At 44.8% G+C, this 25,714-nt stretch carries 24 protein-coding genes, 1 tRNA gene, 1 pseudogene and 1 other annotated feature; of the genes and pseudogenes, 5 read left to right on the top strand and 21 right to left on the bottom strand.

Going from position 1 to position 25,714, the window contains the following annotated elements:
- The first annotated feature begins 1,095 nt into the window (after nucleotides 1–1,095).
- The gene (cas3, locus tag QZV31_RS07055) at nucleotides 1,096–3,246 is read left to right on the top strand and encodes a CRISPR-associated helicase Cas3' (RefSeq protein WP_295359365.1); all 2,151 of its coding nucleotides are present in this window, start codon (nucleotides 1,096–1,098) and stop codon (nucleotides 3,244–3,246) included.
- 110 nt (nucleotides 3,247–3,356) lie between these two features.
- On the opposite strand, the gene QZV31_RS07050 is transcribed toward cas3, so the two are convergent.
- Nucleotides 3,357–3,788 carry a hypothetical protein gene (locus tag QZV31_RS07050; RefSeq protein WP_295359364.1) on the bottom strand — a complete coding sequence of 144 codons (432 nt, stop codon included), beginning with the start codon at nucleotides 3,786–3,788 and terminating at the stop codon, nucleotides 3,357–3,359.
- A 238-nt stretch (nucleotides 3,789–4,026) separates the two neighbouring features.
- Here QZV31_RS07050 and QZV31_RS07045 point away from each other — a divergent pair, with 238 nt between their 5' ends.
- Nucleotides 4,027–4,236: a helix-turn-helix domain-containing protein gene (locus QZV31_RS07045; protein WP_295359363.1), complete on the top strand. Its 210-nt coding sequence runs from the start codon at nucleotides 4,027–4,029 to the stop codon at nucleotides 4,234–4,236.
- Nucleotides 4,237–5,038: 802 nt separating this feature from the next.
- Here the strand turns inward: QZV31_RS07045 and QZV31_RS07040 are convergent.
- The 3 genes from QZV31_RS07040 to QZV31_RS07030 form a co-directional block, all read right to left on the bottom strand.
- The gene (locus QZV31_RS07040) at nucleotides 5,039–5,440 is read right to left on the bottom strand and encodes a hypothetical protein (protein ID WP_295359362.1); all 402 of its coding nucleotides are present in this window, start codon (nucleotides 5,438–5,440) and stop codon (nucleotides 5,039–5,041) included.
- Between the two features lie 42 nt (nucleotides 5,441–5,482).
- Nucleotides 5,483–5,908 (bottom strand): hypothetical protein, encoded by a 426-nt coding sequence (locus tag QZV31_RS07035; RefSeq protein WP_295359361.1) that lies wholly within the window; start codon nucleotides 5,906–5,908, stop codon nucleotides 5,483–5,485.
- Between the two features lie 77 nt (nucleotides 5,909–5,985).
- Nucleotides 5,986–6,468, bottom strand: a complete 483-nt coding sequence (locus QZV31_RS07030) for a hypothetical protein (protein ID WP_295359360.1) — start codon at nucleotides 6,466–6,468, stop codon at nucleotides 5,986–5,988.
- Nucleotides 6,469–6,691: 223 nt separating this feature from the next.
- On the opposite strand from QZV31_RS07030, the gene QZV31_RS07025 reads away from it, so the two are divergent.
- Nucleotides 6,692–7,141 (top strand): helix-turn-helix transcriptional regulator, encoded by a 450-nt coding sequence (locus QZV31_RS07025; RefSeq protein WP_295359359.1) that lies wholly within the window; start codon nucleotides 6,692–6,694, stop codon nucleotides 7,139–7,141.
- A gap of 331 nt (nucleotides 7,142–7,472) precedes the next feature.
- On the opposite strand, the gene QZV31_RS07020 is transcribed toward QZV31_RS07025, so the two are convergent.
- The 6 genes from QZV31_RS07020 to QZV31_RS06995 form a co-directional block, all read right to left on the bottom strand.
- Nucleotides 7,473–8,966 (bottom strand): hypothetical protein, encoded by a 1,494-nt coding sequence (locus QZV31_RS07020; RefSeq protein WP_295359358.1) that lies wholly within the window; start codon nucleotides 8,964–8,966, stop codon nucleotides 7,473–7,475.
- Between the two features lie 141 nt (nucleotides 8,967–9,107).
- Entirely contained in the window at nucleotides 9,108–9,428 is a 321-nt protein-coding gene (locus QZV31_RS07015; protein WP_295359357.1) for a hypothetical protein, read from the bottom strand.
- Between the two features lie 90 nt (nucleotides 9,429–9,518).
- Nucleotides 9,519–9,749 (bottom strand): hypothetical protein, encoded by a 231-nt coding sequence (locus QZV31_RS07010; protein WP_295359356.1) that lies wholly within the window; start codon nucleotides 9,747–9,749, stop codon nucleotides 9,519–9,521.
- 35 nt (nucleotides 9,750–9,784) lie between these two features.
- Nucleotides 9,785–10,021 carry a DUF5348 domain-containing protein gene (locus tag QZV31_RS07005; protein WP_295359355.1) on the bottom strand — a complete coding sequence of 79 codons (237 nt, stop codon included), beginning with the start codon at nucleotides 10,019–10,021 and terminating at the stop codon, nucleotides 9,785–9,787.
- 46 nt (nucleotides 10,022–10,067) lie between these two features.
- Entirely contained in the window at nucleotides 10,068–11,294 is a 1,227-nt protein-coding gene (locus tag QZV31_RS07000; RefSeq protein ID WP_295359354.1) for a site-specific integrase, read from the bottom strand.
- A complete protein-coding gene (locus QZV31_RS06995; RefSeq protein WP_295359353.1) occupies nucleotides 11,291–11,515 on the bottom strand; it encodes a hypothetical protein in 225 nt (74 codons plus the stop codon). Before QZV31_RS06995 ends, QZV31_RS07000 begins: the two co-directional genes overlap by 4 nt.
- A 181-nt stretch (nucleotides 11,516–11,696) precedes the next feature.
- Between QZV31_RS06995 and QZV31_RS06990 the strand changes: the two genes are divergently transcribed.
- Nucleotides 11,697–12,275 carry a helix-turn-helix transcriptional regulator gene (locus QZV31_RS06990; RefSeq protein WP_295359352.1) on the top strand — a complete coding sequence of 193 codons (579 nt, stop codon included), beginning with the start codon at nucleotides 11,697–11,699 and terminating at the stop codon, nucleotides 12,273–12,275.
- A 162-nt stretch (nucleotides 12,276–12,437) separates the two neighbouring features.
- On the opposite strand, the gene QZV31_RS06985 is transcribed toward QZV31_RS06990, so the two are convergent.
- The 11 genes and pseudogenes from QZV31_RS06985 to ychF form a co-directional block, all read right to left on the bottom strand.
- Nucleotides 12,438–12,513 (bottom strand) — tRNA-Thr (locus tag QZV31_RS06985).
- A gap of 137 nt (nucleotides 12,514–12,650) precedes the next feature.
- On the bottom strand, nucleotides 12,651–13,196 hold the full coding sequence (locus QZV31_RS06980) for a GDSL-type esterase/lipase family protein (protein ID WP_295359351.1): 546 nt from the start codon (nucleotides 13,194–13,196) through the stop codon (nucleotides 12,651–12,653).
- Between the two features lie 192 nt (nucleotides 13,197–13,388).
- Nucleotides 13,389–14,660 carry an ATP-binding protein gene (locus QZV31_RS06975; RefSeq protein WP_295359350.1) on the bottom strand — a complete coding sequence of 424 codons (1,272 nt, stop codon included), beginning with the start codon at nucleotides 14,658–14,660 and terminating at the stop codon, nucleotides 13,389–13,391.
- A gap of 244 nt (nucleotides 14,661–14,904) precedes the next feature.
- Nucleotides 14,905–16,605, bottom strand: coding sequence for a biosynthetic-type acetolactate synthase large subunit (gene ilvB / locus QZV31_RS06970; protein WP_295359349.1), 1,701 nt, complete (start codon nucleotides 16,603–16,605; stop codon nucleotides 14,905–14,907).
- Between the two features lie 263 nt (nucleotides 16,606–16,868).
- Nucleotides 16,869–17,858 (bottom strand): annotated as a pseudogene (ilvC, locus tag QZV31_RS06965) (ketol-acid reductoisomerase); the annotation flags it as partial.
- 199 nt (nucleotides 17,859–18,057) lie between these two features.
- On the bottom strand, nucleotides 18,058–18,561 hold the full coding sequence (gene ilvN / locus QZV31_RS06960) for an acetolactate synthase small subunit (RefSeq protein ID WP_295359348.1): 504 nt from the start codon (nucleotides 18,559–18,561) through the stop codon (nucleotides 18,058–18,060).
- Between the two features lie 121 nt (nucleotides 18,562–18,682).
- Nucleotides 18,683–18,916, bottom strand: a binding site (T-box leader).
- Between the two features lie 193 nt (nucleotides 18,917–19,109).
- Complete coding sequence (panD, locus tag QZV31_RS06955) at nucleotides 19,110–19,532, bottom strand: aspartate 1-decarboxylase (RefSeq protein ID WP_295359347.1); 423 nt, start codon at nucleotides 19,530–19,532, stop codon at nucleotides 19,110–19,112.
- A gap of 110 nt (nucleotides 19,533–19,642) precedes the next feature.
- Complete coding sequence (panC, locus tag QZV31_RS06950) at nucleotides 19,643–20,500, bottom strand: pantoate--beta-alanine ligase (RefSeq protein WP_295359346.1); 858 nt, start codon at nucleotides 20,498–20,500, stop codon at nucleotides 19,643–19,645.
- Between the two features lie 307 nt (nucleotides 20,501–20,807).
- Nucleotides 20,808–22,145, bottom strand: a complete 1,338-nt coding sequence (locus tag QZV31_RS06945) for an MATE family efflux transporter (RefSeq protein ID WP_295359345.1) — start codon at nucleotides 22,143–22,145, stop codon at nucleotides 20,808–20,810.
- A gap of 4 nt (nucleotides 22,146–22,149) precedes the next feature.
- Nucleotides 22,150–22,920, bottom strand: a complete 771-nt coding sequence (locus QZV31_RS06940) for a histidinol-phosphatase HisJ family protein (protein WP_295359344.1) — start codon at nucleotides 22,918–22,920, stop codon at nucleotides 22,150–22,152.
- A gap of 120 nt (nucleotides 22,921–23,040) precedes the next feature.
- The gene (gene ychF, locus QZV31_RS06935) at nucleotides 23,041–24,147 is read right to left on the bottom strand and encodes a redox-regulated ATPase YchF (protein WP_366508696.1); all 1,107 of its coding nucleotides are present in this window, start codon (nucleotides 24,145–24,147) and stop codon (nucleotides 23,041–23,043) included.
- A 344-nt stretch (nucleotides 24,148–24,491) separates the two neighbouring features.
- On the opposite strand from ychF, the gene QZV31_RS06930 reads away from it, so the two are divergent.
- Complete coding sequence (locus QZV31_RS06930) at nucleotides 24,492–25,277, top strand: ZIP family metal transporter (RefSeq protein WP_295359342.1); 786 nt, start codon at nucleotides 24,492–24,494, stop codon at nucleotides 25,275–25,277.
- The last annotated feature ends 437 nt before the right edge of the window (nucleotides 25,278–25,714 follow it).

Below are 25,714 nucleotides of genomic sequence, written 5' to 3'. Positions count from 1 at the left end.
CAATTCAACATAGTTATGTTGCGCCCCCGCATGGGGCGCATAAATTGAAATACTGGTACCCCTACTGCGCCTACTCCTGCCGCAAGGTTGCGCCCCACACGGGGCACATACATTGAAATAGAATGCCAGCAATACCTATTTGATTGGTTTCTGGTTGCGCCCCACTTGGGGTGCATACATTGAAATGGATAGGCATAGGTATGTTTCCAACCGGGAGTTTTCGCGCCCCACACGGGGCGCATACATTGAAATCAAGTTGCGACCGCTGAATATGGCGCTCCTGTAAGTTGCGCCCCACAAGGGGCGCATAGATTGAAACTACATTCGAAAACACCCTAATGTTGGTAGAAATAGTTGCGCCTCACACGGGGCGCATACATTGAAATCTCAACCACGCTTTGTTATTTCCCATTACCATGTGTAGCGCCTCACATGGGGCACATAGATTGAAATATGACCGAACCGCCATGCGACAATTGGTTCGTGTAGCGCCCCATTTGGGCGCATAGATTGAAATAATCCGGTTCGAAAACCTAACAATGACGAAATGACGCCCCATGGGGGTGCATATATTGAAATGGTTATCAGGATCGACAAGCTGAATATCGTTATTTATTGTGCCCTGTGATAGGGCGCATAGATTTGAAATACCGGAACTACCTGTGCTGCGTACAGAGTCAGATTTTGTGCCCCATACGGGGTACATAGATTGAAATGGTGTGACCGTGAATGTTCCGATTTGCTTCGCAACATCGCGCCCCACATGGGGCGCATAAATTGAATGGCACATGATGTTCGTCGACCATCTAATCGATAAGTTGCGCCCCACACAGGGTGCATAAATTGAAATGTTAAGGATGCGGAACCGTTCGAAGTGCTGGAGGTAGCGCCCCACACGGGGCGCATATATTGAAATTGAAATTCCACCGTCCACCGGTTGTACTGTTCACAGTTGCGCCCCACACGGGGCGCGTAGGTTGAAGTCCTAAAGACATGGACGATGGTTCGACAGATTATGTAGCGCCCTGCACGGGGCGCATAGATTGAAATAACGAAGATGATTCCTTATTTATTGCGCAGGAAGTCGCGCCCCGTATGGGGCGCATAAAACCTGTTAAAGGAAAAGAAATGGATATTATTGCGCATAAGTACAAAGACAATTCAATCCAACTTCTATCCGAGCATCTTAAAAATGTCAGCATCAAGATGTCCCAGTATGCGAAAGAAGCGAACCTTGAACCTGCCCATGCAGAACAGATTTCATATCTGCATGACTATGGGAAAGCGTCCAAAGAGTTTCAGGAGTATATCCGAAACGATGGTAGTGGAAAACGTATAAGCCACAGCAACATCGGTGGACGAAAACTATATGATGCACAGGATTTGATAGGCTCGTTTTGCGTATTTGGACATCATTCAGGTCTGCCGGATCTGGGAACGGATGCAGATATTGGGATAACGCTCAAGGGGCGCTATCACCAGGACGAGCATCTTACTATGCTGGAACCACCGCCGGTTGTAAGACCGTTTTTTCCAAAGCTGCACAGTGGTATCAGGAATAATCCACTGTGTGCATTTGAAATATCTCTTGAAACCCGTATGTATCTGAGCTGTCTTGTAGATGCAGACTGGCAGGACAGTGCGGAAAAAGTTGAAACGGTTGTTACAGATGAATGGTCGGCTATCTATGATCACTTTTTTGAAAAGACCGATGCAATATTTGCCAATGCTGAAACAACACCGATAAACCTGTGGCGTACCGAAATATTTAACGACTGCCGGACTGTTGGCAAGAGCGGAAAGGACAGAATATATTCGTTGTCAGCGCCTACAGGTGGTGGCAAGACGTTTGCTTCCATGGCATTTGCGTTGGAGAGGGTCAAACGTGGGGATGCACGGCGTATTATTTACTGCATCCCATATACTTCGATTATTGAGCAGAACGCTGATGTGTACGAGAGCGTGCTGGGTGAACAGAACGTGGTCGAGCATCATCATCTGGCTGAATACGATGATAAAAAAACAGGTATAGATGAAAAGCAGTACCGTTCATGGACGGTTGACAATTGGAACGCTCCTGTGGTTTTGACCACTAACGTCCAATTCTTTGAGTCATTGCTTTCTAATAAAACAAGAAGACTGCGCAAACTTCATAACATTGCCAACAGCGTAATTATTCTGGACGAGGCGCAGATGCTGCCTATAAACTTCCTGAAACCCTGCAGAGAACTATTAAGAACGTTGGCATCGAAGTACAACTGTACGATAGTTCTTTGCACAGCAACGCAGCCGGGACTTCATATCGGCGAAGAAGGACATGAGATTCTTTCTGATGCCAAAGGTATGTATGAACGTTTTAAACGTGTGTCTGCTGAAGCGGTCGTTGATACGCTTGTTATTTCGTCTCTGGCTGATAGAATAGTAATGGATATGCAGTCCGGGAAAAACACTCTATGTGTTGTGAACCGTAAACAGACTGCACAGGATTTATACAAGGTTCTTAATAACAGGGGTTTTTGTTGTTATCACTTATCACTCAACATGTGTGCCGAGCACAGGACCAAGGTAATCAATCAGATTAAGGCCGACCTGAACAACAACCGGAAAAATCCTGACAACACATCACCGATATGTGTTGTCAGTACTTCGTTGATTGAAGCAGGCGTCGACCTGAGCTTCGATATTGCTTACAGAGAACTTACCGGTTTGGACAGTATGGTACAGACGGCTGGCCGTGTTAACCGGCATGGAGGACAACGGGAAGCAAAACTGTTTGTCTTCCGGTTGCAGAATGGAAAATACAATGACTACCGGTCTATAGAATCCGATAAGCTGTTGGCTGATGGTTGTGATGTTTTTTCGATACAGGCGATAGAGAAGTATTTTGATGGCGTATATTCATACCTAAGCGATGAAAATTATGATGAAAAAGGCATTATGGAAAGCACCCGCAACTATAACTTTGCGGTAGTTGGTCATAATGCGAGGTTTATTGACGATGACCAGGTTCCAATCATAATTCCATATAACGCTGAAGCTGCATCGCTGATCAGCAGGATTGAATCCGGAGAAGATGACAGTAAGGTATGGCGGAGATTACAGAAATATGTTGTTTCGGTCTATCCGCACGTGTTAAAAGAACTGGCGAAGCATGATGCAGTCAAATATATCGCCAGCAATATCTGTGTTTTGCAGAGTTTGGATACCTTTTATGATAGAAATTGCGGCTTGCACAAGGACTTGTAACGGTACCAATCGCACCCGTTTAAATAAAAAGCTGAATAAAGTTATAGCAATGAAGGTTCCTAAGACCAATACAGTCTTAGGAACCTTTGCCTATCCGTAAACTGTAATTATTATTCGTCCAGATAGGTGTCAAGCCATTTTTCAAACTGTTTCATTAGCACTTTTTTGCGGGTCTTCTTTTTATCAGGCTTTTTGCTGGTCAGCTCATTGATGGATGCATCCAATTCTTCAAGACTGGATACTTCTTCAATCGATGCCGGCTTGCGGTAGAACGTATCGCGTGCAGTTTTCGGCGCACTGTTGTCAATCGTGACAAGACGCTGACTGCGTAAAGTGGCCAGGTCACACATACCGAAAGCATTCAGTCGGCTTCTCATAGAGCACTGGTCAACGAGCCAATTATAAGCATCTTCTTCGGTCTGAAAACCTTTGTGCCATTCATTCTGTAAGAATTTAGAGTATGATATTAATTCTTCCCAATTAGAAGACATGCCATATCCATTGTTGCCGATAATGGCATAACAGTTGTGATTTTGAGCCATATTAGGCCCTCCTTTCGTATATTCGCATCAGAACACGTATCTTTACGTTCTAATGCGTTAATTTTATTTACTTGTTGTGCATTTTAAAAATAATCCGTGTTACAGCAAAGGTTATATACGTTTTTTTAGCATATTTTCAACCAGTAAATTTCCATAAAGTTGTGAACAAGTAAATAAGAATAAGCAGAACAGGCTTAAACAGACCTGTTCTGATGTGCAAAGAAAGGAGATGAATTGAATGAGCATATTTACGGAAAGCGATTATAATATCAAGAACAGGGCGTACAACGAAGATATTCTGACCGTAAACGAGATGATGGACATGCTCGCAATTGGTAAGAACACAGCATACAAACTGTTGAGGGAAGGTAAGATCAAATCATTCCGGTTAGGTAACTCATATAAAGTCCTGCGCAAGTCAGTCCAGGAGTACATTTATTCTCATTAAAATAGCGTCTCAGATTTGTTTTGGATCTGAGACGCTATTACTTTTTTTCTGCTTGTTGTTTCTCAAAGAACTGTATAACGTGTTTAAGACAATAATATTTGTCCTAATCGGTGTTAACACAGCAACGCCTGATAAACCCACCCAGTGACATAAACCTTCGCTTTATATCCTCCCCTTCTCTTTAAGCTAACCTTTCTTACCTAACCAACCTTTTAACACCCTTAGGCTTATTAATATCATGCTGAAATCCTTCAAATAATCGTCCAATAACGACCAATTATATTAATTAAGGAGCAAGTAAGGAGCAAACCGTTCGGATAAATATCAGAAAGCCTAGCATCATAAGGAGCAAAAAAATAGCAACCTTGCTGAAAGCCAGTAAGGTTGCTTGTTTTCTTTGGAGCCACTTATAGGATTTGAACCTACGACCCTCTCATTACGAATATTCTCACCGACAAATAGCTATATCCCATTAGAATAATAATACGAAATATTATTGTTTTCAATAGCATCTACAACAATAAGAACAAGTAAATATCTTAAAAACAAAAATAATTGACATATTTTTAGCTATACAAAGCCTTAATGTGTTTCTGTATAATATATAATCATTTATGCAATTTTATTTATCTATTTTCAAGCATTCATCCTCTTCAAGCATATCATCAAATTATTTATACAAAATGCTGTATGTCTGGTCACATTCTTTGTTTCACAAAAAGTGGCAAATAAGTTGTCCCCCGGTAGCGTGATTCAATGGTAAAAAAATACCGGCGGGTCTTCCCGCCGGTAACATCTGATATTATTTATAACGCTTAATTATATTCGTTTCAGCTTCAATAGCATTCTGCAAAATCATTACGATTCTCGGAGCAAACTTTTCAAAATCACCTTTAAGTTTTACTTCACTCTTTGCAAGCTTTTCCATTTCTTCCAATTTAGGCATAACCCTTTTCTGAATAGCTACAACTTCAGGCAACGCTTTTTCATGATAAGGAAGATACTGCTTTCTAAATCTTTCTTTTGAAGGCGAATATGTTTCTTTCGTATGGTCGGGAATTGACGCAACAAGCTTATCATATGCCTTCATTTCCGTTTCCACTTCATTCCGCAGAGACATATACTTCTGTTCATTGCTCTGCCCACAACCAAACAACGAAATTGCCATTACTACACACATAATCATCATTAAAATACGTTTCATTTTGCATTTCCTCGCTTTCTTAAATTAATATCATTTTATAATTTAGTCTGTAAATAGTGAATGTTTTTGATTAGGGTCATACCCTTTTCTTTTAAGCGACTTTGATAAATCGTCAGTACCATTAATTATTTTCGTTTCCTCGTCAATAGCATATTTAAGAAGCGTTGCGCTTTTTATACCAAAATCTTCAAAATCTTTTTTTAATTTCAAATCATCTTTTGCAAGTTTTTCCATTTCTTCTAATTTTGGCATAACACGTTTTTGAATAGCAACCAACTCTGATAAAGATTTTTTATGACGCTCTTTTGAAACACCATAAGGTGTTGCACTAACAACAACATAATATGCTTTCATTTCAGTTTCCACTTCGTTCCGCAGAGACATATACTTCTGTTCCTTGCTCGGTCCGCACCCAAATAGCGAAATCGCCATCACTACACACATAATCATCATTAAAATACGTTTCATTTTTCATTTCCTCGCTTCTCCTTCAATAATTAGTTATAATCATATGTTCCAAAACTAATTTCTTTCCCTCTATCTTTTCAACGGTTTTCAAATTGTGCCAGCAATGCTTCGTTATTATCAATGTTAATTTTCCTTTGTTTCAAACTTTTATAAGCCATTGCAGCTATAGCCGGGGCCATAACAATTCCGGAGATAAAACTGTCATTATAATTAGCTACTTTATCATCCCATGTTCCAGGGTTAAGTTCTCTATTATTAACTTTATGCATACCACTGATTGATTCCGGACAACAAGCAAGCCAAAGGGCTATAATTAAACTTGCAATAATACTGAGTCCACCAGTAAAGCAAATAACAAATACTATCACACCTAATATTTTTCCTATATTAAGCCTCTTCTTAATACCTTCATAGTCTGCCTTATCTGCTTCAACATATTGCCTAAAGCAATCCTGACAATAACTTTGACCACCAAGAGTAATGATACAGTCCCTGCATAATCCTTTTCCACATTTTTGACAAGTCGTAACAGCATCTTCACCATGATAATAACATTTCATAATCATTCGCTCCTTTTTTAATTATCTTATGTTATTGAAACTTCACCAAATAATAATATTATTGTTTATCATCCCCGTTTTCTTGGTATTACATATATGTTACTATTATTATATGACAGAAACATGACGATTTCAACTATTATTCCGATATATAATTAATTATGCTGACGTATTGAAACTTCCCTAAAAATTGCTTTATCATAATCATAAATGGGAGGTTTCCATGTTAGGTGATAAATTACGACAGTTACGGAAAAAACATCATAAAACCCAAGCAGAACTAGGACGTTTGTTAGGTACAGACCAGAGTGGCTATTCCAAAATTGAAAACGGTGTGCACTCCCTGCCAGTATCCCTAATAGCTACCATTGCTAATTTTTATCAAATCACCACGGATGAACTCCTTAATTTCGAATTGGAACAGCCACGTTCAGAAATTGAAAAAGCACTTGAAAAGCTGGACGGCTATAAAATCACTTACAAAAAGGGCACAGATGATTGGATAGAAATACCTATCAGCCAAAGCTACTGTTTTAGGGTTCCTGCTAAAAAGCTACCCCTTTTAATCGCCCGACTGGAGCAAAGGACTGATGACTCTCTAAGAGAGGCACGGGCACAGGTTTTTAAAGCTGTATTATTCGATTACTTGCAATCTGATAATAAAACCGATTAAGACTCTTTCAAAAAAACCAGCAAAGACTTTATGATAGTCTATGCTGGCTTTTTTATTTTACTTTTTATTTTTTATCTTAAAAAATAAAAAGTAAAAATGCGATAAATATTGGACTTTTTATATATAAATTAGCGGTGTTATCATCAATGCTTTGTTGTTTTGTGATTATATCAAAAACACAAGTATTCTGTATAAATAACTTAACCGCCCACGGGAATCAATACCGCAGACGGTTTTTTACATATTGTTATACATTTTATTCTCTTCTAAAAAGGACTTTAAAATATCCGCCGGATCTAGTTAAATTTTGTCTAACTCAACTCACCAATAATCAATGACGTTCGTTGCTCTTGGACCGCTCCCGTTTACTACTCTCTACAATCAGCTGTTTCGACTTCTTTCCGGTATTCTGTACAATGCTTTCCAGCTCATTCGCTATTTGAGGATAACGCTCTTCCAATATTCTTATTTTTACTTTTTCTTTCTGTCCTTCCTTTTCTGCATCACGCTTTATACGTTCAGCTTCAGTTTTTGCACTCTCTATTATAGCTTGTGAATCAGCCTGTAATCTCTCTTTCATTTCCGTTACTTCTGCTTTTTCTAACGCTAATTCATCTGCTAACCTTTTATAACGATACTGTTGGTCACGGTCTTCCAAACTCCATTTATATGCCTGTGCCTCTTTTAATATGCGTTCTGCCTCACGTTCCTTCTGCTTAATGGAAGCCTCACGCTTCTTGAAATCTTTCTCTGCATTCCGTTCCCGTTTCTGCAATTTAACATTCAAACGTTTCACTGTTTCATTCTGCGACGCTTTTTCTCGACGACCTATTTCTTCTGCGTTCTCCGCACGAGCCATCAGAATTGCACGTTCTTTCATCATTTCATTAATCAAGGCCCGCATATCATGCTCACTATACACCGTACCAACAAATGGAATCCGCTTAGCTTCCAATGCATCCAGCGGGTTTTCTCCCCTGTCCACTATCATCTTTACTTTTTCACGTAAAAGCCTGCTCCTTTTACGCAGTTCCGCAACCGGTACAGACTGCAACTCCTTATCTTCCTTCGGTTTGCCAGGTACACGTTCTATACCGTGCCGACGCATTACATCCGTCAGTATTTCGTCCAACACTTTGTTAAACGCATGCTTCACTCCATCATCCCTTTTCCGATTATAGGGTATATTAAGCGCATCCAAACTTTCTGCTAATGCATCCATCAACTTTACCTGTACCGGCAGCCCACGACTATTGTTATGGCAAATTGCCGAATATTGAATCATACAGTGCGGACACGCCTCATCGTTATGCGTCGCACTACAAGTGACTATAAGATTCTTAAATTTTTTCTCGAATTCTACTACAAACTCTTCATAAACTTTATTAGTAATGAGAGCCAGCTCAGGTTGAACCTTCTTGCCATCGACTACTTGCCACGCCTCATTAGTGAGCATATCACCACACTGAATAATGATGTCATTCCATAACCGAGGACGTTTTGTTCCGTTCTTTGCACGTTCACCTGCAAGTATTTCCTCCATATAGCCATCAAGGCTTTTACACCGTTCCGGATGCGGATGCTTGCCCGCAATCTGTTTTGCATTGTATTCCTTAATGCCAGGGCCGATATGTTCATCATATACCTCACGAACATCCCTGTTCACTAACACCCTGTTCCACGGAGTGCGCTCCACATCTATATGCTTACTATAGTCACGATACGGTTTCCCCGTTTCTTCATCGACTCGCAATAACTCCACTCTGGTAGAGCGGGGTTGCGTATTTTTCGAAAGCGAGACGCTTCCCGTCAACTTGTATTTCATGTTCGTTACCTCACACACTATTAAAACCTTTGTTATCCCTTTACAAGGGATAACCGCAACCCTTGTAGTGGGTGCCCCACTACAAAGATTGCGCCCTGCGGGGCTAACTATATGCTACTACCGCAGTCATTATCTTTACTTTCAACTGTTGCGCTTGCGCTCACGCAAAGATTTAACATACTCTACGAATTCATCGGAATGTTTATCCAGTACCCAGCGTAATGACAATGTACGCAAATCGTTTAACGCAAGTTTCACATCACAGCCGGCTTTCGTCAAACGTGACCGTACACGTTCCCTGTCTTCGTCGTCTAATAAACGTTTAGTATTCTTTTTTTTCGCCTGTGCTTTTGCTTTATCTAAAGCGTCTTTCTGCGCCTTCTTAAATATTACTTTTTCCTCCGCCGACAACTTCGCCCAAATCGATTCAACAGAAATCTGTCCCGTGTTATTATCATCCATGATATTTTCCTTTCTTAAACTATCCATTACAATTACTACTTCAACTGTTGTGGCAGGGGCGGGGTTTAACCCCCGTCCCAAAGATTATCGTTAACCCCACCAAATCTCTCCTCTTGTTACCCGCTCCAAGTGTTGTAAGATGTCAGTATACATCCCTAATAGACTGTCAAAACGTACATTGACAGTAGCTTTCGTAGTATGGAAGATAACAATAGCTTTTTCGTTTTTTTCATCATACTTAATCTCAACAATACCTTTATAACTGTCTGTTTCCTTCAAAGCTTTAGCAAACAAGTCCAAACCCTTCTGGATATTTTCCATTATCTCACCTCCCTTCTTTACAGCGTTAGTATCACTTATACTCTTGCTCTTAACCCTTGTAATGCTGCTCCACGATGATTAGGCATACCAACCAAATACCACGCATCCATACCATCTTTACCCCATGCGCCTTCCACAACAGTTTGTATCCAACGCCCATGCACGTTTACATCCACGGGGTCACCGCAATGAAGTGCAATACTCTTACCATTATTATCGGTTAAATAAAATCTATCTTCCCGCTTAATGTAATATAATCTGCCTTCGGTCATAATACGTCCTCCTTTCTTCCGTGTTCACTTGACAGCATAGCTTCAGCTATTCCTTTTTTGCATTCAATTTTAACGTGGGTAATTCTTCCAGAATATTACCCATAATCACAGCTGACTGCTCTTCAATGCCGTGGATAAGTCCAGCATAACGTGTTAAAGTTACTGAAATTTTACTGTGGCCAAGCCGTTCACTTACAACTTTTACGGGCACGCCTGCCTGTAAGAGCTGAGTCGCCATTGTCGCCCTGAGCGAATGCCAATGCACTCCGTGTGGCATCTTTGTCGCCTTGAGCAAGGGTTTCCACCAGCGCTTTGCCAAATTTTGAGGATATACCAGTGTTCCCCACGAACTACAAAAAATCAAACTGTTATCCGAGAATTCCCAAAAACCCCATTTATCACAGTACGCTGATTGATAAACTTTCCATTCCTCTAATAATTTTAAAGCACCTTTTGAAAGCGTTATCGACCGATAACTCGTGGGTGTTTTGGGAGTTCCAATTTTATTCCCTTCCAAAGCCCTGCTGATATACAGCTTTCCATCTTTTAAATCCCGCCAGCGTAGCGCAAATAATTCCCCGTACCTGGCACCACTGTCGATTGCCACTGCTAATGCATAAAAATAGCATCTTCTCAAAAACAACTGACTTTCATCAGAAGTAGTAGGCAGAAAATCACACTTATCCGCTGCATCCAACAATACAAGAATCTGCTCCTTAGTAAGAACTATCGGATTTTTTTGCTCTATACGAGGCGCTTTTGTGAAATTAACAGGATTAGTCTGTAAAATCTTAAACGCTATAGCTTTATTAAGACAAATACTCAATACACGACGAACTGTTGCAACTGTCTCAGGCGACAACCCGTCATGATACAAATTATTTATCATCTTCTGTATATGAACAGGTGTTAACTCATTAAGCCTGATTTTTCCTAAAACCGGATTAATGTGCTTTTTAAAAATACCTTTATAGCCCTTATAGGTTTTCACTTTCAGCGTATCTTTAAAAAGGTCCAGAAACTGTTCTCCCCACTCTTCAACATTCATCTGTTCAGACGGGTGTTCTGCCTCTTTCTGCCTTTTTTCCCTGTCCGCTTCCTGCTTCCTTTTCCATTCATTTACCTTTTCATCTAACTTTTGCTGGGTTAAAGCTGTTATGTTCTTCCTTTTCGTTACGCCTGTTAGCGGGTCCGTGTAACTAAACGAATATACGTACAGTCCGCTTTTATTATTACGATAATAACTGCCTTCCCCATTCCTACGTCTCTTCATAATGAATTCCCTTCTGCTTTTCGCTGCATTTCCTTAACGAATGACGCTGGAATCAACATACGCCGACGAGTCGGCTTTCCTTCCCCATCTATTGCACTTCCAAGCCTTTCACAAGGAATATCACCCCGCAGACACATGTTGCGTACTGTACCGATTGAGATAAGACCGTCATACACAATTTCCCTGACTTCTTCGGGCGTATACCATTTACGTTCAGCCATGATATTTATCTCCTTTCTTTATCTTTTAAGACAAGTATAGCATAGTGTTATCTTTTAAGTCAATAGTTGTTTGCTATAAAGTTAAAAATCTCCAAAATTATTTTTTTAGATAACTTTTATTTTGATAAAAACTGTGTTATTATAAATTAAACTGGTAAAAAATCAAAAAGAGGATACATAGATGAATAAGGAAGAGAAGCTAAAACTTTTTGCCGAAAACTTGCGCAAAGCCCGTGAAAACGCTGGGTTAAGCAAGCCGGAAACTGCATCAAAATTGAACATTCAGCCAGCCCAGTATTATAGGTACGAAGCCGGGAGCGCAGAACCAGGCATCTTTATTGCGATTGAAATGGGCAAGTTGTTCGGCATTACTACAACCAAACTGTTTACTGGAATAGAATCAGATTTATCAAAAGCGGATTATATTGTTAATAAACTTCGGGAATACGGAGTTGACGCTAATATTATCGAAGGCGATTGCGAACATATACAAATTCAATTTAGGGATTACCCCACATCAAAAGAATCTATATCTTTTATCGAAGCAGTTATATCCGTAGCCGAGGAAACGACACGATTAACTATGAAAAATGCATTTCCTGCAGCTTTCTTTAAAGTTCTTTTTGAATCTGTAGATAAAGATGCTATAGATAAACACCTGCTAGAAACTTTTGCTAAAATCAAAGGTATTCCAGCCGAATCATCGAAGCGGACATCTATCGTTAAAAAAAGAAAACCTAAGCCAAAAAAAGAAGATTAAAAAAGTAAAACCGGATTATGCATAAATTTTTGCATATCCGGTTTTTCTTTTTATCTTGATTTTTTACTTTTTTTGACTAATTGCCATACTAATAGCTATACTAACGATATAAAAGGCATAATAAAAGCGGCTCCCAATTTCTCGGGAACCGCTTGTTTTCTTTGGAGCCACTTATAGGATTTGAACCTACGACCCTCTCATTACGAATGAGATGCTCTGCCAGCTGAGCTAAAGTGGCAACTATGATAGTACTATATTATTATCCACATTTTTGGGCCTTTCGTCAAGTGGTTTTTTATTATCATAAACAATTTTCCTTGTACAGCGTGGAAATGCTTTTGGCTTCTTTATCTTTGATTCACCTTTTCTTTCGTTTTACCTTTCCTTTATCCACGTTTCCAGAAACGGCGACGCAAAATTCCCCAATGCTTCATAGGTTTCCGCTTTGGGATGTACGCCGTCCCAGATAAACCACTCAATCCGGTGTTTTTTCGTTAAAAACATAGGTTCAAAGTCAAGCAGACAGCATTTATTATCAAATTCTTTTTTCATTGCGTCACGCAGGCGTTCAATCAGATGATTCAATTCCTCCGCACCGCACAACCAGGGCAGCACCAGACAAAACGCTGCGTTTTGCTCGTCACAAAACTGTTTCGCCAGTTTGATCTGCTCAATGGAAAAGGTCAGCGGACAGCCCTGAATGATATCGTTCATGCCGCCTTCAAAAAGAACATGGGTTACCTCTTTTGGCAACGGACGCCAGATCAGGCGGTCTTTTATATCGTCGCAGCATTCGCCGCAGATACCGTGGTTCAGCATGCGGATTCCCGTATTCTTTTTTACCTGCGCAATCCAGCTGTTCTCCGGTGAAAAGGGAAAGCCTTCAATTAATGAATCTCCGAAACAGGCAATCGTTTTCATACATTTTTCTCCAAAAGATTTCGTTTACTCCATTGCGTTTGCAAAAATTCATTTTGTTTGGATTACAAACCAAAAGTTTCACGTGAAACATAAAATCAAATTCTGTTTATAAAAACGGTTTTATAAAACGCTATTCTATAACTCTCCGGAACTCACTGACTAAACTGCTTTAAACATTTGCGTTACGAATCATCAGTTGTTTCCCAAATACCATTTTACAAACTGATTGGCAATTCTCCCGTTCCGTCCGGAATGTTCCATTTCCCAGCGGACGCCTTCCAGCCGCAGCTCTTCTTTTGATAAACGCACGCCTGCTTTACGCAGTTCGTGGTCAATGATCTGCAGGTATTCTTCCTGGCTGGGGGTGGAATAATGCAGAATCAAACCGAAGCGGTCAGAAAGCGAAATGCTTTCGTTGGCGCTGTCCTGCCGGTACACTTCCGCTTCCAGCGCATCGTTCCGGTCGCTCCATGTTTCTTTCAGCAGATGCCGGCGGTTTGAGGTTGCATAGATCAGCACATTGTCAGGCTGGGCCGTAACGCTTCCGTCAATGGCAGATTTCAAGTATTTATAACCGGACTCCCCTTCGTCAAAGGAAAGGTCATCAAAAAACAGAATGAACTTTTTACTGCGAATCTCATTCAGCTTTTCCAGCACCGGCGCCACCAGTTCCAACTGATCCCGGCCAATTTGGATAAGCCGGAGTCCGTCAGCGGCAAACATGGCTGCCAAAGCCTTCACTCCCGTAGACTTTCCGGTTCCCCGTGCGCCGGTAAGCAGCACATTGTTGGCAGGCCTGCCTTCCATAAAATTCTGTGTGTTTGTCAGCAGTTTGTATTTCTGATCTTCATAGCCTAACAGGTCATCCCAGTTAAAGACAGGAAAATCTGCAATGCCGATCAGGGTTCCGCCTGCCCCGATGCGAAAAGCGGTGTACCGGGCCATCATGCCACTGCCCCATTTTTCGTAATGCCGCAGCAGATGCCTGGTTGCACTGGTAATTGTTTTCATTTCCACCAGTCTTTGCAGTAAGTTAGTTTCAAACAGATTCTGCTCTTTTTTGGCAGGATGATAATTATTCAAAAAAGGATTATCCCTTCCGATAACTACTGTGGTCTTTACCTTCAAATACGGAAGCAGTAAAATCATGTCATCGCCCAGGGAATCCAACAGTCCCTTACCGTAACTGCCGACAGCCTCTATGGTCCTGGCAGCAACATTACCGCCTTCTGCCAGCAAATGCACTATATATGCGGGTAACAAATTACCCGAAATACCCAGCTTTTCTGCTTGTTGTATCAGCAGAGCTGCCACTTCACTCTGAAGAAAGGACTCCATTCTGTTTTTCGCTGGCGATGATGGATATTTTTCCCGGAATTCAACCAGCTCAATAATCTTTTGTATTACAGGATCTTCCAGTAAATCCCTGCATACGACAAGATTCCGCAAATCAGTATTTTTCATATGACTAACCCCTCATTTTCAAACAGCAGAGCCTGCCGAACCGACAATCCTTCTGTCAGCAAATTCAGCAACTCCCGCTGTATTATCAACTTCAAATACGAAAGTACCGGCAGTCCATGGATTTCGTCAGCGGATCGCCGGTACTTTATTTTACTATACTTTGCTTTTTCAGGCAATGCCGGTTATCAGGTTAACAGGATATACACAGGATGTCCGTTTCATTGCCAGATTACGGAACAGCTGCTCAGTCTATCGTGTCCTGCAGGATCATCTGGTCCAGGTGCTTTCCTCCGGGCACCATGGGGAACACATTCTCATCGTTGGGAATCGCCACGTCAACCAGCACGGACTCCTTGCTCTCCAGCGCCGCTTTCACAACACTGTCCAGTTTTTTGGGATCGCTGACCTTCATGCCTTCCACGCCCATGGCCTGGCCCATAGCCGGAAAATCTACCAGATCTTTTACGATGGACTGACTTTCCCGACCGCCGAAGAACAGACGTTGCCACTGGTTCACCATGCCCAGCACGTTGTTGTGCAGCACGAAGACCTTCACCGGAATTCCGTACCGGTGCAGCGTGGCAAATTCCTGGCAGCACATCATGATGCTGCCGTCGCCGGTAAACAGAATCACCTGTTTATCCGGACAGCCCAGCTTTGCACCCATGGAGGCGGGCAGACCGAAGCCCATGGTCCCCAGACCGCCGCTGGACAGGAAATGACGGGGCTGGTCCACATTATAGAACTGGGCCGTCCACATCTGATGCTGTCCTACATCGGTCACCACCACGGCATCTTCGTCCGCATGCTTCATGATCGTCTTATATAACAGTTCCGGCGTAATCTTACCCTTGAGCTTGCGGGAAACGAACGGATGCTCCGCTTTGATTTTCATCATGGCTTCCCGCCAGGGAGCAAACTGTTTTTTCAGGCTCGCGCTGCTTTTCTTTATTTTTTTCACAAACAGCGGCATGGACCAGCGCAGATCGCCGATTACCGGAATGTCCGCATGAACGATCTTGTCGATTTCGACACTGTCCACCTCGAACTGGATAACCGTAACGTTTTTGGCAAATTTGGCCACGTCACCGGTGACACGGTCGCTGAACCGTGCGCCCACAGCCAGGATCAGATCGCACTGGGTTATGCACATATTGGAAGCAAACGAACCGTGCATGCCTACCATGCCAAGGTGCGCGTCATAAAAATCCGATACCGCGCCTTTGCCCATGAGTGTCGTTACAACCGGCACGCCGGTAGCTGCCACAATCTGACGGACAAGCTCCGCCGTATTGGAAGAAATGACGCCGCCGCCGGTCATCAGTACCGGCTTCTTTGCTTCTTTAAACGCGGCAACTGCCTTGTCGATGTCCGCTTCATTCCCGGTAAAATCTGCTTTGTAACCCCGCAGATGAACTTCTGCCGGATACTCAAAATCAATTTCCGCACGGAACACGTCCGTCGCAATATCAATAAGCACCGGACCCGGCCGCCCGGTCGTAGCAATCAGGAACGCTTCTTTAATGACGCGGGGCAGATCCTGAATCTTTTTTACCAGATAGTTATGCTTGGTAATCGGGGTTGTAATACCGGTGATATCCGCTTCCTGGAATGAATCCCTGCCAATGGCCCGGGTTGCCACCTGTGCACTGAAAACAACCAGCGGAATCGAATCCATATAGGCCGTCGCGATACCTGTAACCATGTTGCATACACCTGGTCCGGACGTTGCGAAGCAGACGCCGGGACGCCCTGTGGCACGCGCATATCCGTCTGCCGCGTGTACAGCGCCCTGCTCATGTCCGGGCAGGATATGCCGGGGATACTTCGCCTTATACATTTCATCATACAAAGGCAGGATCACGCCGCCGGGATAGCCGAATACCACATCTACTTTTTCTTTTTTTAAGCTTTCAATTACAACTTGCGCGCCATTCAGTTTCATCGGGCTGTACCTTCTCATTCTTTCAGAGTTATGCTGCCGGAGATACTGCTCCGGCAGCCGTTTCTATTGGGTAATGCAGACTGTTGATTTCATTGAGGCTAAAACGTTCCCTCCGTTTTTCACCTCAATGATACACTGACCTTAAGTCATTATTTTTTTACAGGAGCCTTTTTAGCAGGAGCTTTTTTGACAGCCGCTTTCTTTACCGGTGCTTTCTTTGCCGGAGCTTTTTTAGCAGGAGCCGGAGCTGCTGCTTTGGGAGCCTGCAGCCAGCTCATCATGCTGCGCAGTTTTTTACCAACTTCTTCCAGCTGGGTTTCCGCATGGATACGGCGTTCTGCCAGGAAATGAGCACGGCCTGCGGAGCGGTTTTCCAGCAGCCAGTCTTTGGCAAAGGTGCCGTCCTGGATTTCTTTCAGCGCTTTCTTCATAGCAGCGCGAGTGTCATCGGTAACGATCTTTTTGCCGGTATGATAATCGCCGTATTCCGCCGTGTCGCTGATGGAATGACGCATTTTGGCCATGCCGCCTTCATACATCAGGTCAACGATCAGTTTCATTTCATGGAAGCATTCAAAGTACGCGATTTCAGGCTGATAGCCTGCTTCAACCAGCGTGTTGAAACCGGATTCCATCAGAGCGGTTACGCCGCCGCACAGTACGCACTGTTCGCCGAACAGGTCGGTTTCGGTTTCTTCCTTGAAGGTGGTCTCGATAACGCCGGCACGGGTGCCGCCGATGCCGCGGGCATACGCCAGGGCCAGGTCAAAGCACTTTCCGCTTGCATCCTGATACACCGCAAATACATCGGGAACGCCGGAGCCTTCCGTAAATACGCGGCGAACCAGATGGCCGGGGCCTTTCGGGGCAACCATAAATACATCTACGTCAGCAGCGGGAATAATCTGCTGGAAATGAATATTGAAACCATGGGCAAAAGCCAGCGCGCTGCCGGGTTTCAGGTTCGGCGCGATTTCGTTCTTATAAACGTCAGCCTGCTTTTCATCCGGAATCAGGATCATGGTAATGTCAGCCCATTTCACTGCATCGCCTACAGTCATAACCTTTAAGCCTGCAGCTTCTGCCTTGGCAACGGACTTGGAGCCTTTGTACAGGCCAACTACTACTTCCAGCCCGCTGTCCTTCAGGTTCAGCGCATGAGCATGTCCCTGGCTGCCATACCCTACGATAGCAACCTTTTTACCTTTGATAACGTCCCAGTTAACATCCTGATCGTAATACACTTTTGCCATGATAAATCTCTCCTTTTTTAATTAAAAATATGATAATGATACACCGAAAACGACGTTACGGAATTGCTGATTAAACGCGTTTGCGCAATGGCCGGAGCTTTTGACGAACGGCATACATGCAGGCGGTTTAATTCGCACTTCCTTTATATTTTATATCCCGGACGGCAGTCCGGAATCAAAATATCCGCAAGAATCAGCCTCACATCTTTTTTACTGCGTTAGAACCACGGGACAGGGAAATCTGTCCGGTCCGTGCCATTTCTATAATTTCATATTCCTTCAGCATCTGCAGCAAGGCTTCGATATGGTCTTCCCTGCCGGTGACCCGCATGACCACAGCTCCCGGATTGACGTCCACAATCTTGGCGTGGAACAGGTCCGCCAGGTTGGCAATATCCGATAATTCCTGCGTGGAGCTTACTCTGACTTTAATCATCGCCAGTTCGTAGCTGATGAACGGCGCTTCGTCCAGATTTACAACCTTGATTACATCAATCAGCCGGGCCAGCTGCAGAATTGCCTGGTTCAGGGCCCGCTGGTCTTCCACGGATACGACGATGTTGATACGCGTCACATCCGGTTCTTCCGTATAGCCGGCGTTAATATACTCAATGTTGATGGCTCTCCGGCTGATGAGGCCGGCTACGTGCGTCAGCACGCCCGGTTTATTATCGCACAGAATAGCCAAATGCTGCTTCATCATGTTGATCTCCCCCTGTATCCTTCGAGATTTTCCTACAGCTTTTATTACGTAAACGGCAACAGCCGCTGCGTTTCACAGCATGAAATAACTATCACTATATAAAAAAACCGTCCCACAGAAGCTGAGGGACGGAAATACTCCGCGGTACCACCCTGATTCCCGTAAATATACGGACACTTTACCACGTACCAACATACGCGTTTCCTGTAACGTGGAAAAGACGCAGGCGCTTAATGCTGATTCAGCGCCAGTCTTCAGGGAGGATTTTCCTCTGTCCGCCGTCACCGGTTTTCACCATCCACCGGCTCTCTGGGACCTGCCGCAACAGACTACTCTTTCCCTTCATCAGATGTAACAATTTTAAAATTACGTTAAAATTATTATATGGAAAGATAATTTTTTTGTCAAACAAAATCATTATAAAATAGTATTTTTTTGCGAAAGATTTTATGATTTTTGAAAAATGTTACAACTGATACAAAAACGGGCCCCCGAAAATTCAGGAACCCGCGTTTCACTTGAGGAACGCTGATTAATCAGCTTCTCCTTTATTTTTTCTTTTTCTTCTTTGCTTTTTTCAGTGCGCCGGATACCGTCTGTTTTTCTTTTTCCTGACCGATATCGCTGAGAATATGATTGTGTTCATCCACCATGACGACCTTCGGCTTGTTCGCTTTCGCTTCCTTTTCGTCCATCAATGCATAGGCAATGATAATGACCGTATCACCCACCTGGGCCTTACGGGCAGCCGCACCGTTCAGGCAGATGACGCCGCTGCCGCGCTTGCCGGCAATGGTATACGTCTCCAGTCGTTCCCCATTGTTGTTATTCACGATCTGCACCTTTTCGCCCGGCAGAATTCCGGCAGCCTCCAGCAAATCTTCATCAATCGTTATACTTCCCATATAATCCAGACGGGCCTGGGTAACAACCGCGCGATGAATTTTACCGTGAAACATAGTATATAACATGTATTTGTCCTCCTGTTAACACAACACTGTGTGCCTTTGCAGTTTTATCTGCAAACCTGCGACCTTCTCATTACGAATGAGAGGGTCTTTCATTTCCCGGGAAATAGTTCTTATTTATTTACAGCCAATACCACGTTATCGATGAGCCGGGTGGTTCCGAATTTAACGGCAACCGCCAGCAGATGGTCTGTTGTGATTTCCGCTTCAGCTTCCGTCAGCTCCGGAAGCTGGTACATTTCCACATAATCAATATTACTCATGGGCTCGGTCCGGATCATGTCTGCAGTCAGGGCCACCAGTTTTGCGCTGTTCCGTTCTCCGGCGGCAAACGCTGCTTCCGCTTTTTTCAGCGCCCGGTTCAAAATGACGGCTGCTTTCCGTTCTTCCGGGTTCAGGTACACGTTCCGGCTGCTCTTCGCCAGTCCGTCCTCTTCCCGGACAATCGGCATCACCCGGATCTCCAGCGGGAAGAACAGGTCTTTCACCATACGTTTCAGCACCTGCGCCTGCTGGGCATCCTTCTGCCCGAAGTAGGCCTTATCCGGCTGGGCCAGATTGAACAGCTTGCTTACGACAGTTGCTACGCCCCGGAAATGGATGGGACGGGTACGGCCGCACAGCACTTTGGTAATGTCTCCGGTCACTTCCACCCAGGTCATGTCTTTGCTGGGATACATTTCCTTCGGAGACGGCGCAAACAGTACGTCTGCGCCCATGGCTTCCGCCAGCTCGCAATCGTGATCCAGGGTGCGGGGATAGGCATCCAGGTCTTCCGTGGGTCCGAACTGCGTGGGATTTACAAAGTCACTGACGATGGTAAAATCATTTTCAGCATGGGCCGCCCTGATCAGAGAAGCGTGGCCTTCATGCAACGCACCCATGGTGGGAACCAGGCCGATGGTCCTGCCGCTCCTTTTTACTTCTTTCACAATTGCCTGCAATTCTGCAACAGTTTTTACTAACTTCATAGTATGCACCTCCTGTGTCAGTCGCCGTGGCCCATTAAGTAAACGCTGATTAAATGAGTTTCCTTAATAAAAAACGCGCACCCGAAAACGGATGCGCGGCAAAAGCTGCTATGGCGTCACGTCCCGGTCATTACTGATCCAAGCGATATCTGACTGTATTGTTATACGGTATCTCAGGTTTTCCGGTAAAACTCTCGCGATGTCTTCCGGCTCCCTTCAGACCAAAAGTACTATAGCACACATCAATCAAGAATGCAATAACATTTTTGTGTTCTTTTTTTGAAAAAAATGTAAACTGCTTTTTGTTTTACCGGTTCAGCCGTTCAAACAGGCTGATAAAATACCGGTACGCAAAAAAGAGGAAGACGGACCCAGCCACCCAGGCTACCGGGCTGGCGTAGCACACGCCCCGGTACCCCCAGTCCGTGGCCAGGAACTTGGCCACGCCGGTCCGCATACTCAGTTCGATAAGGGACGAAACCAGGGGCACCATGCCCACGCCCATGCCCTGCACCGCGCTGCGGTAAATAAACATCTGGCTCAGGAAAAAGTAAAACGGCACGGAACAGTTCAGATACAGCAAGGCGTCCTCAATGACTTTCGGGTTTCCTTCTTCGATAAAGACGCCGATAATATTTTCACTGAAAAAGAAAATCAGGATGCCGGAGCAAACGGCAAAAGCCATGGCAATCAGGGAGCATTTTTTCACTGCGTCCCGGATGCGCTGGAACTGGCGGGCTCCGTAATTTTGAGCGCTGAAGGCCGCCATGGCGATACCAAAGGAAGCCATGGGCTGAAGGGCCAGCTGCTCCACCCGGATAGCCGCCGTAAATCCTGCAATGGTATTGGGTCCAAAGGAATTGGTGATGGACTGGATCAGCAAAATGCCTACGCCCAGAATGGAGAACTGCCCGGCCATGGGCAGGCCCATCTTCAGATGCTGAATCGCAAATGCGTTATCCCATTTCCAGTCGCTTTTCTGCAAACGCAAAATGGGAAAGTGCTTCCACATATAAATGACGCACAGAAAAGCGGATATGCCCTGGGCCATGACCAGCGCATAAGCGGAACCCGGCACGCCCATGCCAAACTTTAAAATGAACAGCAGGGCAAGCCCTACGTTGATAATGGTGGCAAAAATCAGAAATGCTACCGGCGTCTTGCTGTCGCCCAGGGCACGCAGCACTGCAGAAAAAAAGTTGTAGGCCATCATGGCCCAAAGCCCTTCCGCCACGATCAGGATATAACTGCGGGTGTCTTCATACAAAACCTCCGGCACGTTCATCATCTGCAGCAACGGATCAATCACAATGAACATGCCAACAGCCAGAATGATCACCGAGATAACACTGAGCATCATGCTCATAGCCACACTGCGGCGCATGTTATTGAAATCATTGGCGCCAAAGAACTGTCCCGTTATGACCGTCAGACCGTTGGACATACCCATGGTCATCATTACCAACAGCATAAAAATCGGAGCCGCCGCGCCGACAGAGGCCAGCGCGTTGACACCGATGGTACGGCCCACGATTATAATATCTGATATGCTGTACATCTGCTGAAATATGTTGCCGATGATCAGCGGCACCATAAAGGTCAGCAACAGTTTCAGGGAGTTCCCCGAGGTCATACTCTTTTGCATAAAACTACCTGTCTAACATCATTTTTCTTTCTTTGAAATACACCGGCTGCAGCTCCGCTTCTTTTGCTATCGCTGCCGCTACACCCAGACGCCGGCCAATATGCTCCGTGTAATGGGCGTCGCTACCCAGCGTGCAGTATTTACCGCCCAGTTCTTTATACCGTTTGTATAAAGGCAGCAACGCTTTAACCGCCGCCTCGGAATCCAGCCGCCGTGTGTTGATTTCAATGGGTTTATTCTTTTCAATCAAAACCGTAAACAGCCTGTCCCACTCCTGCTGGTTTTCTTCCATATGGAATTCCTTATCCGCATAGGGCCAGTACCGGCAGATGTAATCAATATGCCCGAAAGCATCAAAGTTGTTATGACTTTCCGCGGAACGAATGCTGTCCCGGAGGAAGTCGTGCATGGTTTCCTCTTTGGACAGGCCTTTATACGTTGTCACCTCGTACAAGTCCAGCCGATTCATCATGTGGATGGAACCGATCACAAAGTCAAAGGGATAACCTTCCGGCACTTTGTCTTCCTTTTCTGCTAAATGGGGCTGCATCCCCACTTCGATGCCCAGCAGCACGTTATCGCTGCGCAGGGGCAGGTTCTTTTTAAAATACGCGTCCCGGTCGAACAGGAACTGCTCCGGATTGGTGGGATATTCATAATCCCAGTGCTCCGTCAGGATGATTCCGATGCCCAGCTTCGCAGCGGTGTCTGCCGCCTGCTGCAGCGTCATTTTCGAATCGCAGGAAAACTCACAGTGATTGTGTGTATCAAACATGGTCTTCTTCCTTGTAAAGTTACTCAATTATAAAGCAAGTCCTGTTATGGAAAATCAATATTGCCAAAGGATTGTTTCTTTAAACGCAAGACTCCGATTCGTTTCTTTGCTTTCTTCACCTTACACATTAAACCGGAATTCCACAACGTCCCCGTCCTGCATGACGTAGTCCTTGCCTTCCAGACGGACCAGCCCTTTTTCCCGGGCCGCCACCTTGCTGCCGCATTTTACCAGGTCGTCGTAGGAAACGATTTCCGCTTTGATAAAGCCTTTTTCAAAATCCGTATGAATCTTGCCGGCGGCCTGGGGCGCTTTCGTGCCGATGTTGATGGTCCAAGCCCGGCTTTCGATTTCACCGGCAGTCAGATAAGTCTGCAGACCCAGCAATTTGAAGCCCGCCTTAATGAGACGGTTCAGTCCCGCTTCCGTCAGCCCTTCCATTTCCAGATATTCTTTTGCTTCTTCTTCCGGCAGTTCCGCGATCTCCGCTTCCACTTTGGCAGAAATCACCACCACCTCCGCATGCTCCTGGGCAGCGAACTCCTGCACCGCTTTCACATGGGGATTGCCGCTGGCGTCCGCCGCTTCTTCCTCCGCCACATTGCAGATATAAATGATGGGTTTCCTTGTCAGCAGATGCAGGTCGTAAAGAGCTGCTTCTTCCTCTTCGGTGAACTCCATCCGGCGGGCCGGCACAATATCCTCCAGCCCTTTGGCGACGCGTTCCAGCAGCGCCTGTTCCGCCGCCGCCTTTTTATCATGGGCTTTCAGCAGCTTTTCTACTTTTTTCATGCGGTTGTTGATGGTATCAATATCCGCCAGGCATAATTCCGTATCAATAATCTGGATGTCCCGCACCGGGTCCACGCTGCCTTCCACATGGGTCACATTTTCATCCTCAAAGCAGCGCACCACTTCAGCAATGGCGTCGGTGTTGCGGATATGGCTGAGGAACTGGTTGCCCAGCCCTTCGCCCTTGGACGCGCCCTTTACCAGCCCGGCGATATCTACAAAGTGCATGATGGCCGGCGTGATTTTCCGGGAATTGAACATTTTGGCCAGTACGTCCAGCCGTTCATCCGGCACCGCCACTACCCCTTCATTGGGCTCAATGGTGCAGAAGGGATAATTGGCCGCCTCTGCCCCGGCTTTGGTGATGGCGTTAAATAACGTGCTTTTGCCTACGTTGGGAAGCCCAACAATACCTACATCCAGATTCGTGCTCACAGTTTTCTCTCCTTTATTCATGCTGCGTGATTAAGCTGCAGATTTTTCTACTATTAAATGACATATTATTATAACATAAGAAAAGTAAGTTAGCAAAAAATAAGTGACGGGCAAGACTCCGCAAAACCACTCAGGTTTGCTATTTCACAGATGCATTCACTTTTGCTTTTTCCATAAACGCGTACAGCAATTCCCGCACAAGAATGAATTATACTCTTGTCAGAACCGAAATGCAAGAATAAAAACCACCCGTGATGGCGAATTCAGAAACAGGAAAAAACTGTTTGCCTTATTATAAAAGTTGAGTATAATAATTAGTACATAATTGCAAGAAGAGGTAAATTATGCCAACTGAAATGTTACAGGCTCTCCTGATTCCTTTTCTGGGAACTGCGCTGGGAGCCGGCTGTGTATTTTTTATTCGGGGTAACCTGCACTGGAAGGTAGAGCGCGCCTTCACAGGCTTCGCTGCCGGGGTCATGGTAGCTGCTTCCATTTGGAGCCTGATCATCCCGGCCATGGAGCAGTCAAAAGCCATGGAAAAGCTTGCGTTTCTGCCGGCGTTGGTCGGATTCTGGTTCGGCGTACTGTTTATTCTGCTGCTGGATCACATCATCCCCCATCTGCACAGGGAAAGTAAAGAATCCGAAGGCATGTCCAGTTCCCTGTCTCGCACGGTAAAACTGGTACTGGCAGTGACACTGCACAATATTCCGGAAGGAATGGCGGTAGGCGTTGTCTACGCAGGTCTCTTATCCCAGATGGTCAGCGGCATCACCCAGACCGGCGCACTGGCGCTGGCGTTAGGCATAGCCATCCAGAATTTTCCGGAAGGCGCTATTATTTCCCTGCCGTTACGGGCTGAAGGGGTAAGCAACGGAAAAGCATTCCTGTATGGAAGTCTGTCCGGTATCGTGGAGCCCATCGGTACCTTCCTGACGATTATGGCAGTGAGCTATGTGGTTCCCTTCCTTCCGTACTTTCAGGGATTTGCTGCCGGAACCATGCTGTATGTAGTAGTCGAAGAACTGATTCCGGAAATGAGCCAGGGGCAGCACTCAGATATCGGGGCCATTGCATTCGCCATGGGATTTTCCCTGATGATGGTACTTGACGTAGCGTTAGGATAACATTACCTGTTCCGTTACCGGTAATAAAATGGGGACATCGTAAAACATGTCCCCGGGACAAATCGGGGACAATCCGGGGACATAATGGGGACACCATGTAACGCAGCGTTACATAGTGCGTTACATAGCAGCGTTACATAACGTTACACAGCGTTACATAATGCGTGACATAGCGTTACACAATGCGTGACATAGCGTGACAGCCCTGTGACAACTTGTGACACTTTGCGTGACACAGGATGTGACAGGGCTGTATTTTTTATGCAAAAAACCAATTAAGTTAAAGAAAAAAGCGCCAAAACACCGGCGCATCACCTGAGAATTTGGATATTCAAGAAGCATTTCGGTCGTTTTTCCGACCGGGATTTTAACAAAAATCCCATTATTATGCGGTTTCCCGGCGCAAGACTTTATAGTTAGATAACCTGACTGTTTGG

The sequence above is a fragment of the uncultured Succiniclasticum sp. genome (assembly GCF_902793885.1).
Lineage (GTDB): Bacteria > Bacillota > Negativicutes > Acidaminococcales > Acidaminococcaceae > Succiniclasticum.
The sequence above is the reverse complement of the archived record's forward strand: the minus strand, read 5'-3'. Positions and strand labels throughout refer to the sequence as shown.

Bases quoted from the DNA above. Each gene is read 5' to 3' on its own strand.
- QZV31_RS07010 (WP_295359356.1), bottom strand. From the start codon at position 9,749: ATGGAAAATATCCAGAAGGGTTTGGACTTGTTTGCTAAAGCTTTGAAG.
- ilvN (WP_295359348.1), bottom strand. From the start codon at position 18,561: ATGATGAAGCAGCATTTGGCTATTCTGTGCGATAATAAACCGGGCGTG.
- ilvB (WP_295359349.1), bottom strand. From the start codon at position 16,605: ATGAAACTGAATGGCGCGCAAGTTGTAATTGAAAGCTTAAAAAAAGAA.
- QZV31_RS06945 (WP_295359345.1), bottom strand. From the start codon at position 22,145: ATGCAAAAGAGTATGACCTCGGGGAACTCCCTGAAACTGTTGCTGACC.
- QZV31_RS06940 (WP_295359344.1), bottom strand. From the start codon at position 22,920: ATGTTTGATACACACAATCACTGTGAGTTTTCCTGCGATTCGAAAATG.
- QZV31_RS06930 (WP_295359342.1), top strand. From the start codon at position 24,492: ATGCCAACTGAAATGTTACAGGCTCTCCTGATTCCTTTTCTGGGAACT.
- QZV31_RS07030 (WP_295359360.1), bottom strand. From the start codon at position 6,468: ATGAAATGTTATTATCATGGTGAAGATGCTGTTACGACTTGTCAAAAA.
- QZV31_RS07035 (WP_295359361.1), bottom strand. From the start codon at position 5,908: ATGAAACGTATTTTAATGATGATTATGTGTGTAGTGATGGCGATTTCG.
- QZV31_RS07040 (WP_295359362.1), bottom strand. From the start codon at position 5,440: ATGAAACGTATTTTAATGATGATTATGTGTGTAGTAATGGCAATTTCG.
- QZV31_RS06990 (WP_295359352.1), top strand. From the start codon at position 11,697: ATGAATAAGGAAGAGAAGCTAAAACTTTTTGCCGAAAACTTGCGCAAA.
- QZV31_RS06980 (WP_295359351.1), bottom strand. From the start codon at position 13,196: ATGAAAACGATTGCCTGTTTCGGAGATTCATTAATTGAAGGCTTTCCC.
- QZV31_RS07015 (WP_295359357.1), bottom strand. From the start codon at position 9,428: ATGGATGATAATAACACGGGACAGATTTCTGTTGAATCGATTTGGGCG.
- QZV31_RS07045 (WP_295359363.1), top strand. From the start codon at position 4,027: ATGAGCATATTTACGGAAAGCGATTATAATATCAAGAACAGGGCGTAC.
- panD (WP_295359347.1), bottom strand. From the start codon at position 19,532: ATGTTATATACTATGTTTCACGGTAAAATTCATCGCGCGGTTGTTACC.
- QZV31_RS06975 (WP_295359350.1), bottom strand. From the start codon at position 14,660: ATGAAAAATACTGATTTGCGGAATCTTGTCGTATGCAGGGATTTACTG.
- QZV31_RS07025 (WP_295359359.1), top strand. From the start codon at position 6,692: ATGTTAGGTGATAAATTACGACAGTTACGGAAAAAACATCATAAAACC.
- cas3 (WP_295359365.1), top strand. From the start codon at position 1,096: ATGGGGCGCATAAAACCTGTTAAAGGAAAAGAAATGGATATTATTGCG.
- QZV31_RS07005 (WP_295359355.1), bottom strand. From the start codon at position 10,021: ATGACCGAAGGCAGATTATATTACATTAAGCGGGAAGATAGATTTTAT.
- QZV31_RS07050 (WP_295359364.1), bottom strand. From the start codon at position 3,788: ATGGCTCAAAATCACAACTGTTATGCCATTATCGGCAACAATGGATAT.
- QZV31_RS07020 (WP_295359358.1), bottom strand. From the start codon at position 8,966: ATGAAATACAAGTTGACGGGAAGCGTCTCGCTTTCGAAAAATACGCAA.
- QZV31_RS07000 (WP_295359354.1), bottom strand. From the start codon at position 11,294: ATGAAGAGACGTAGGAATGGGGAAGGCAGTTATTATCGTAATAATAAA.
- panC (WP_295359346.1), bottom strand. From the start codon at position 20,500: ATGAAGTTAGTAAAAACTGTTGCAGAATTGCAGGCAATTGTGAAAGAA.
- QZV31_RS06995 (WP_295359353.1), bottom strand. From the start codon at position 11,515: ATGGCTGAACGTAAATGGTATACGCCCGAAGAAGTCAGGGAAATTGTG.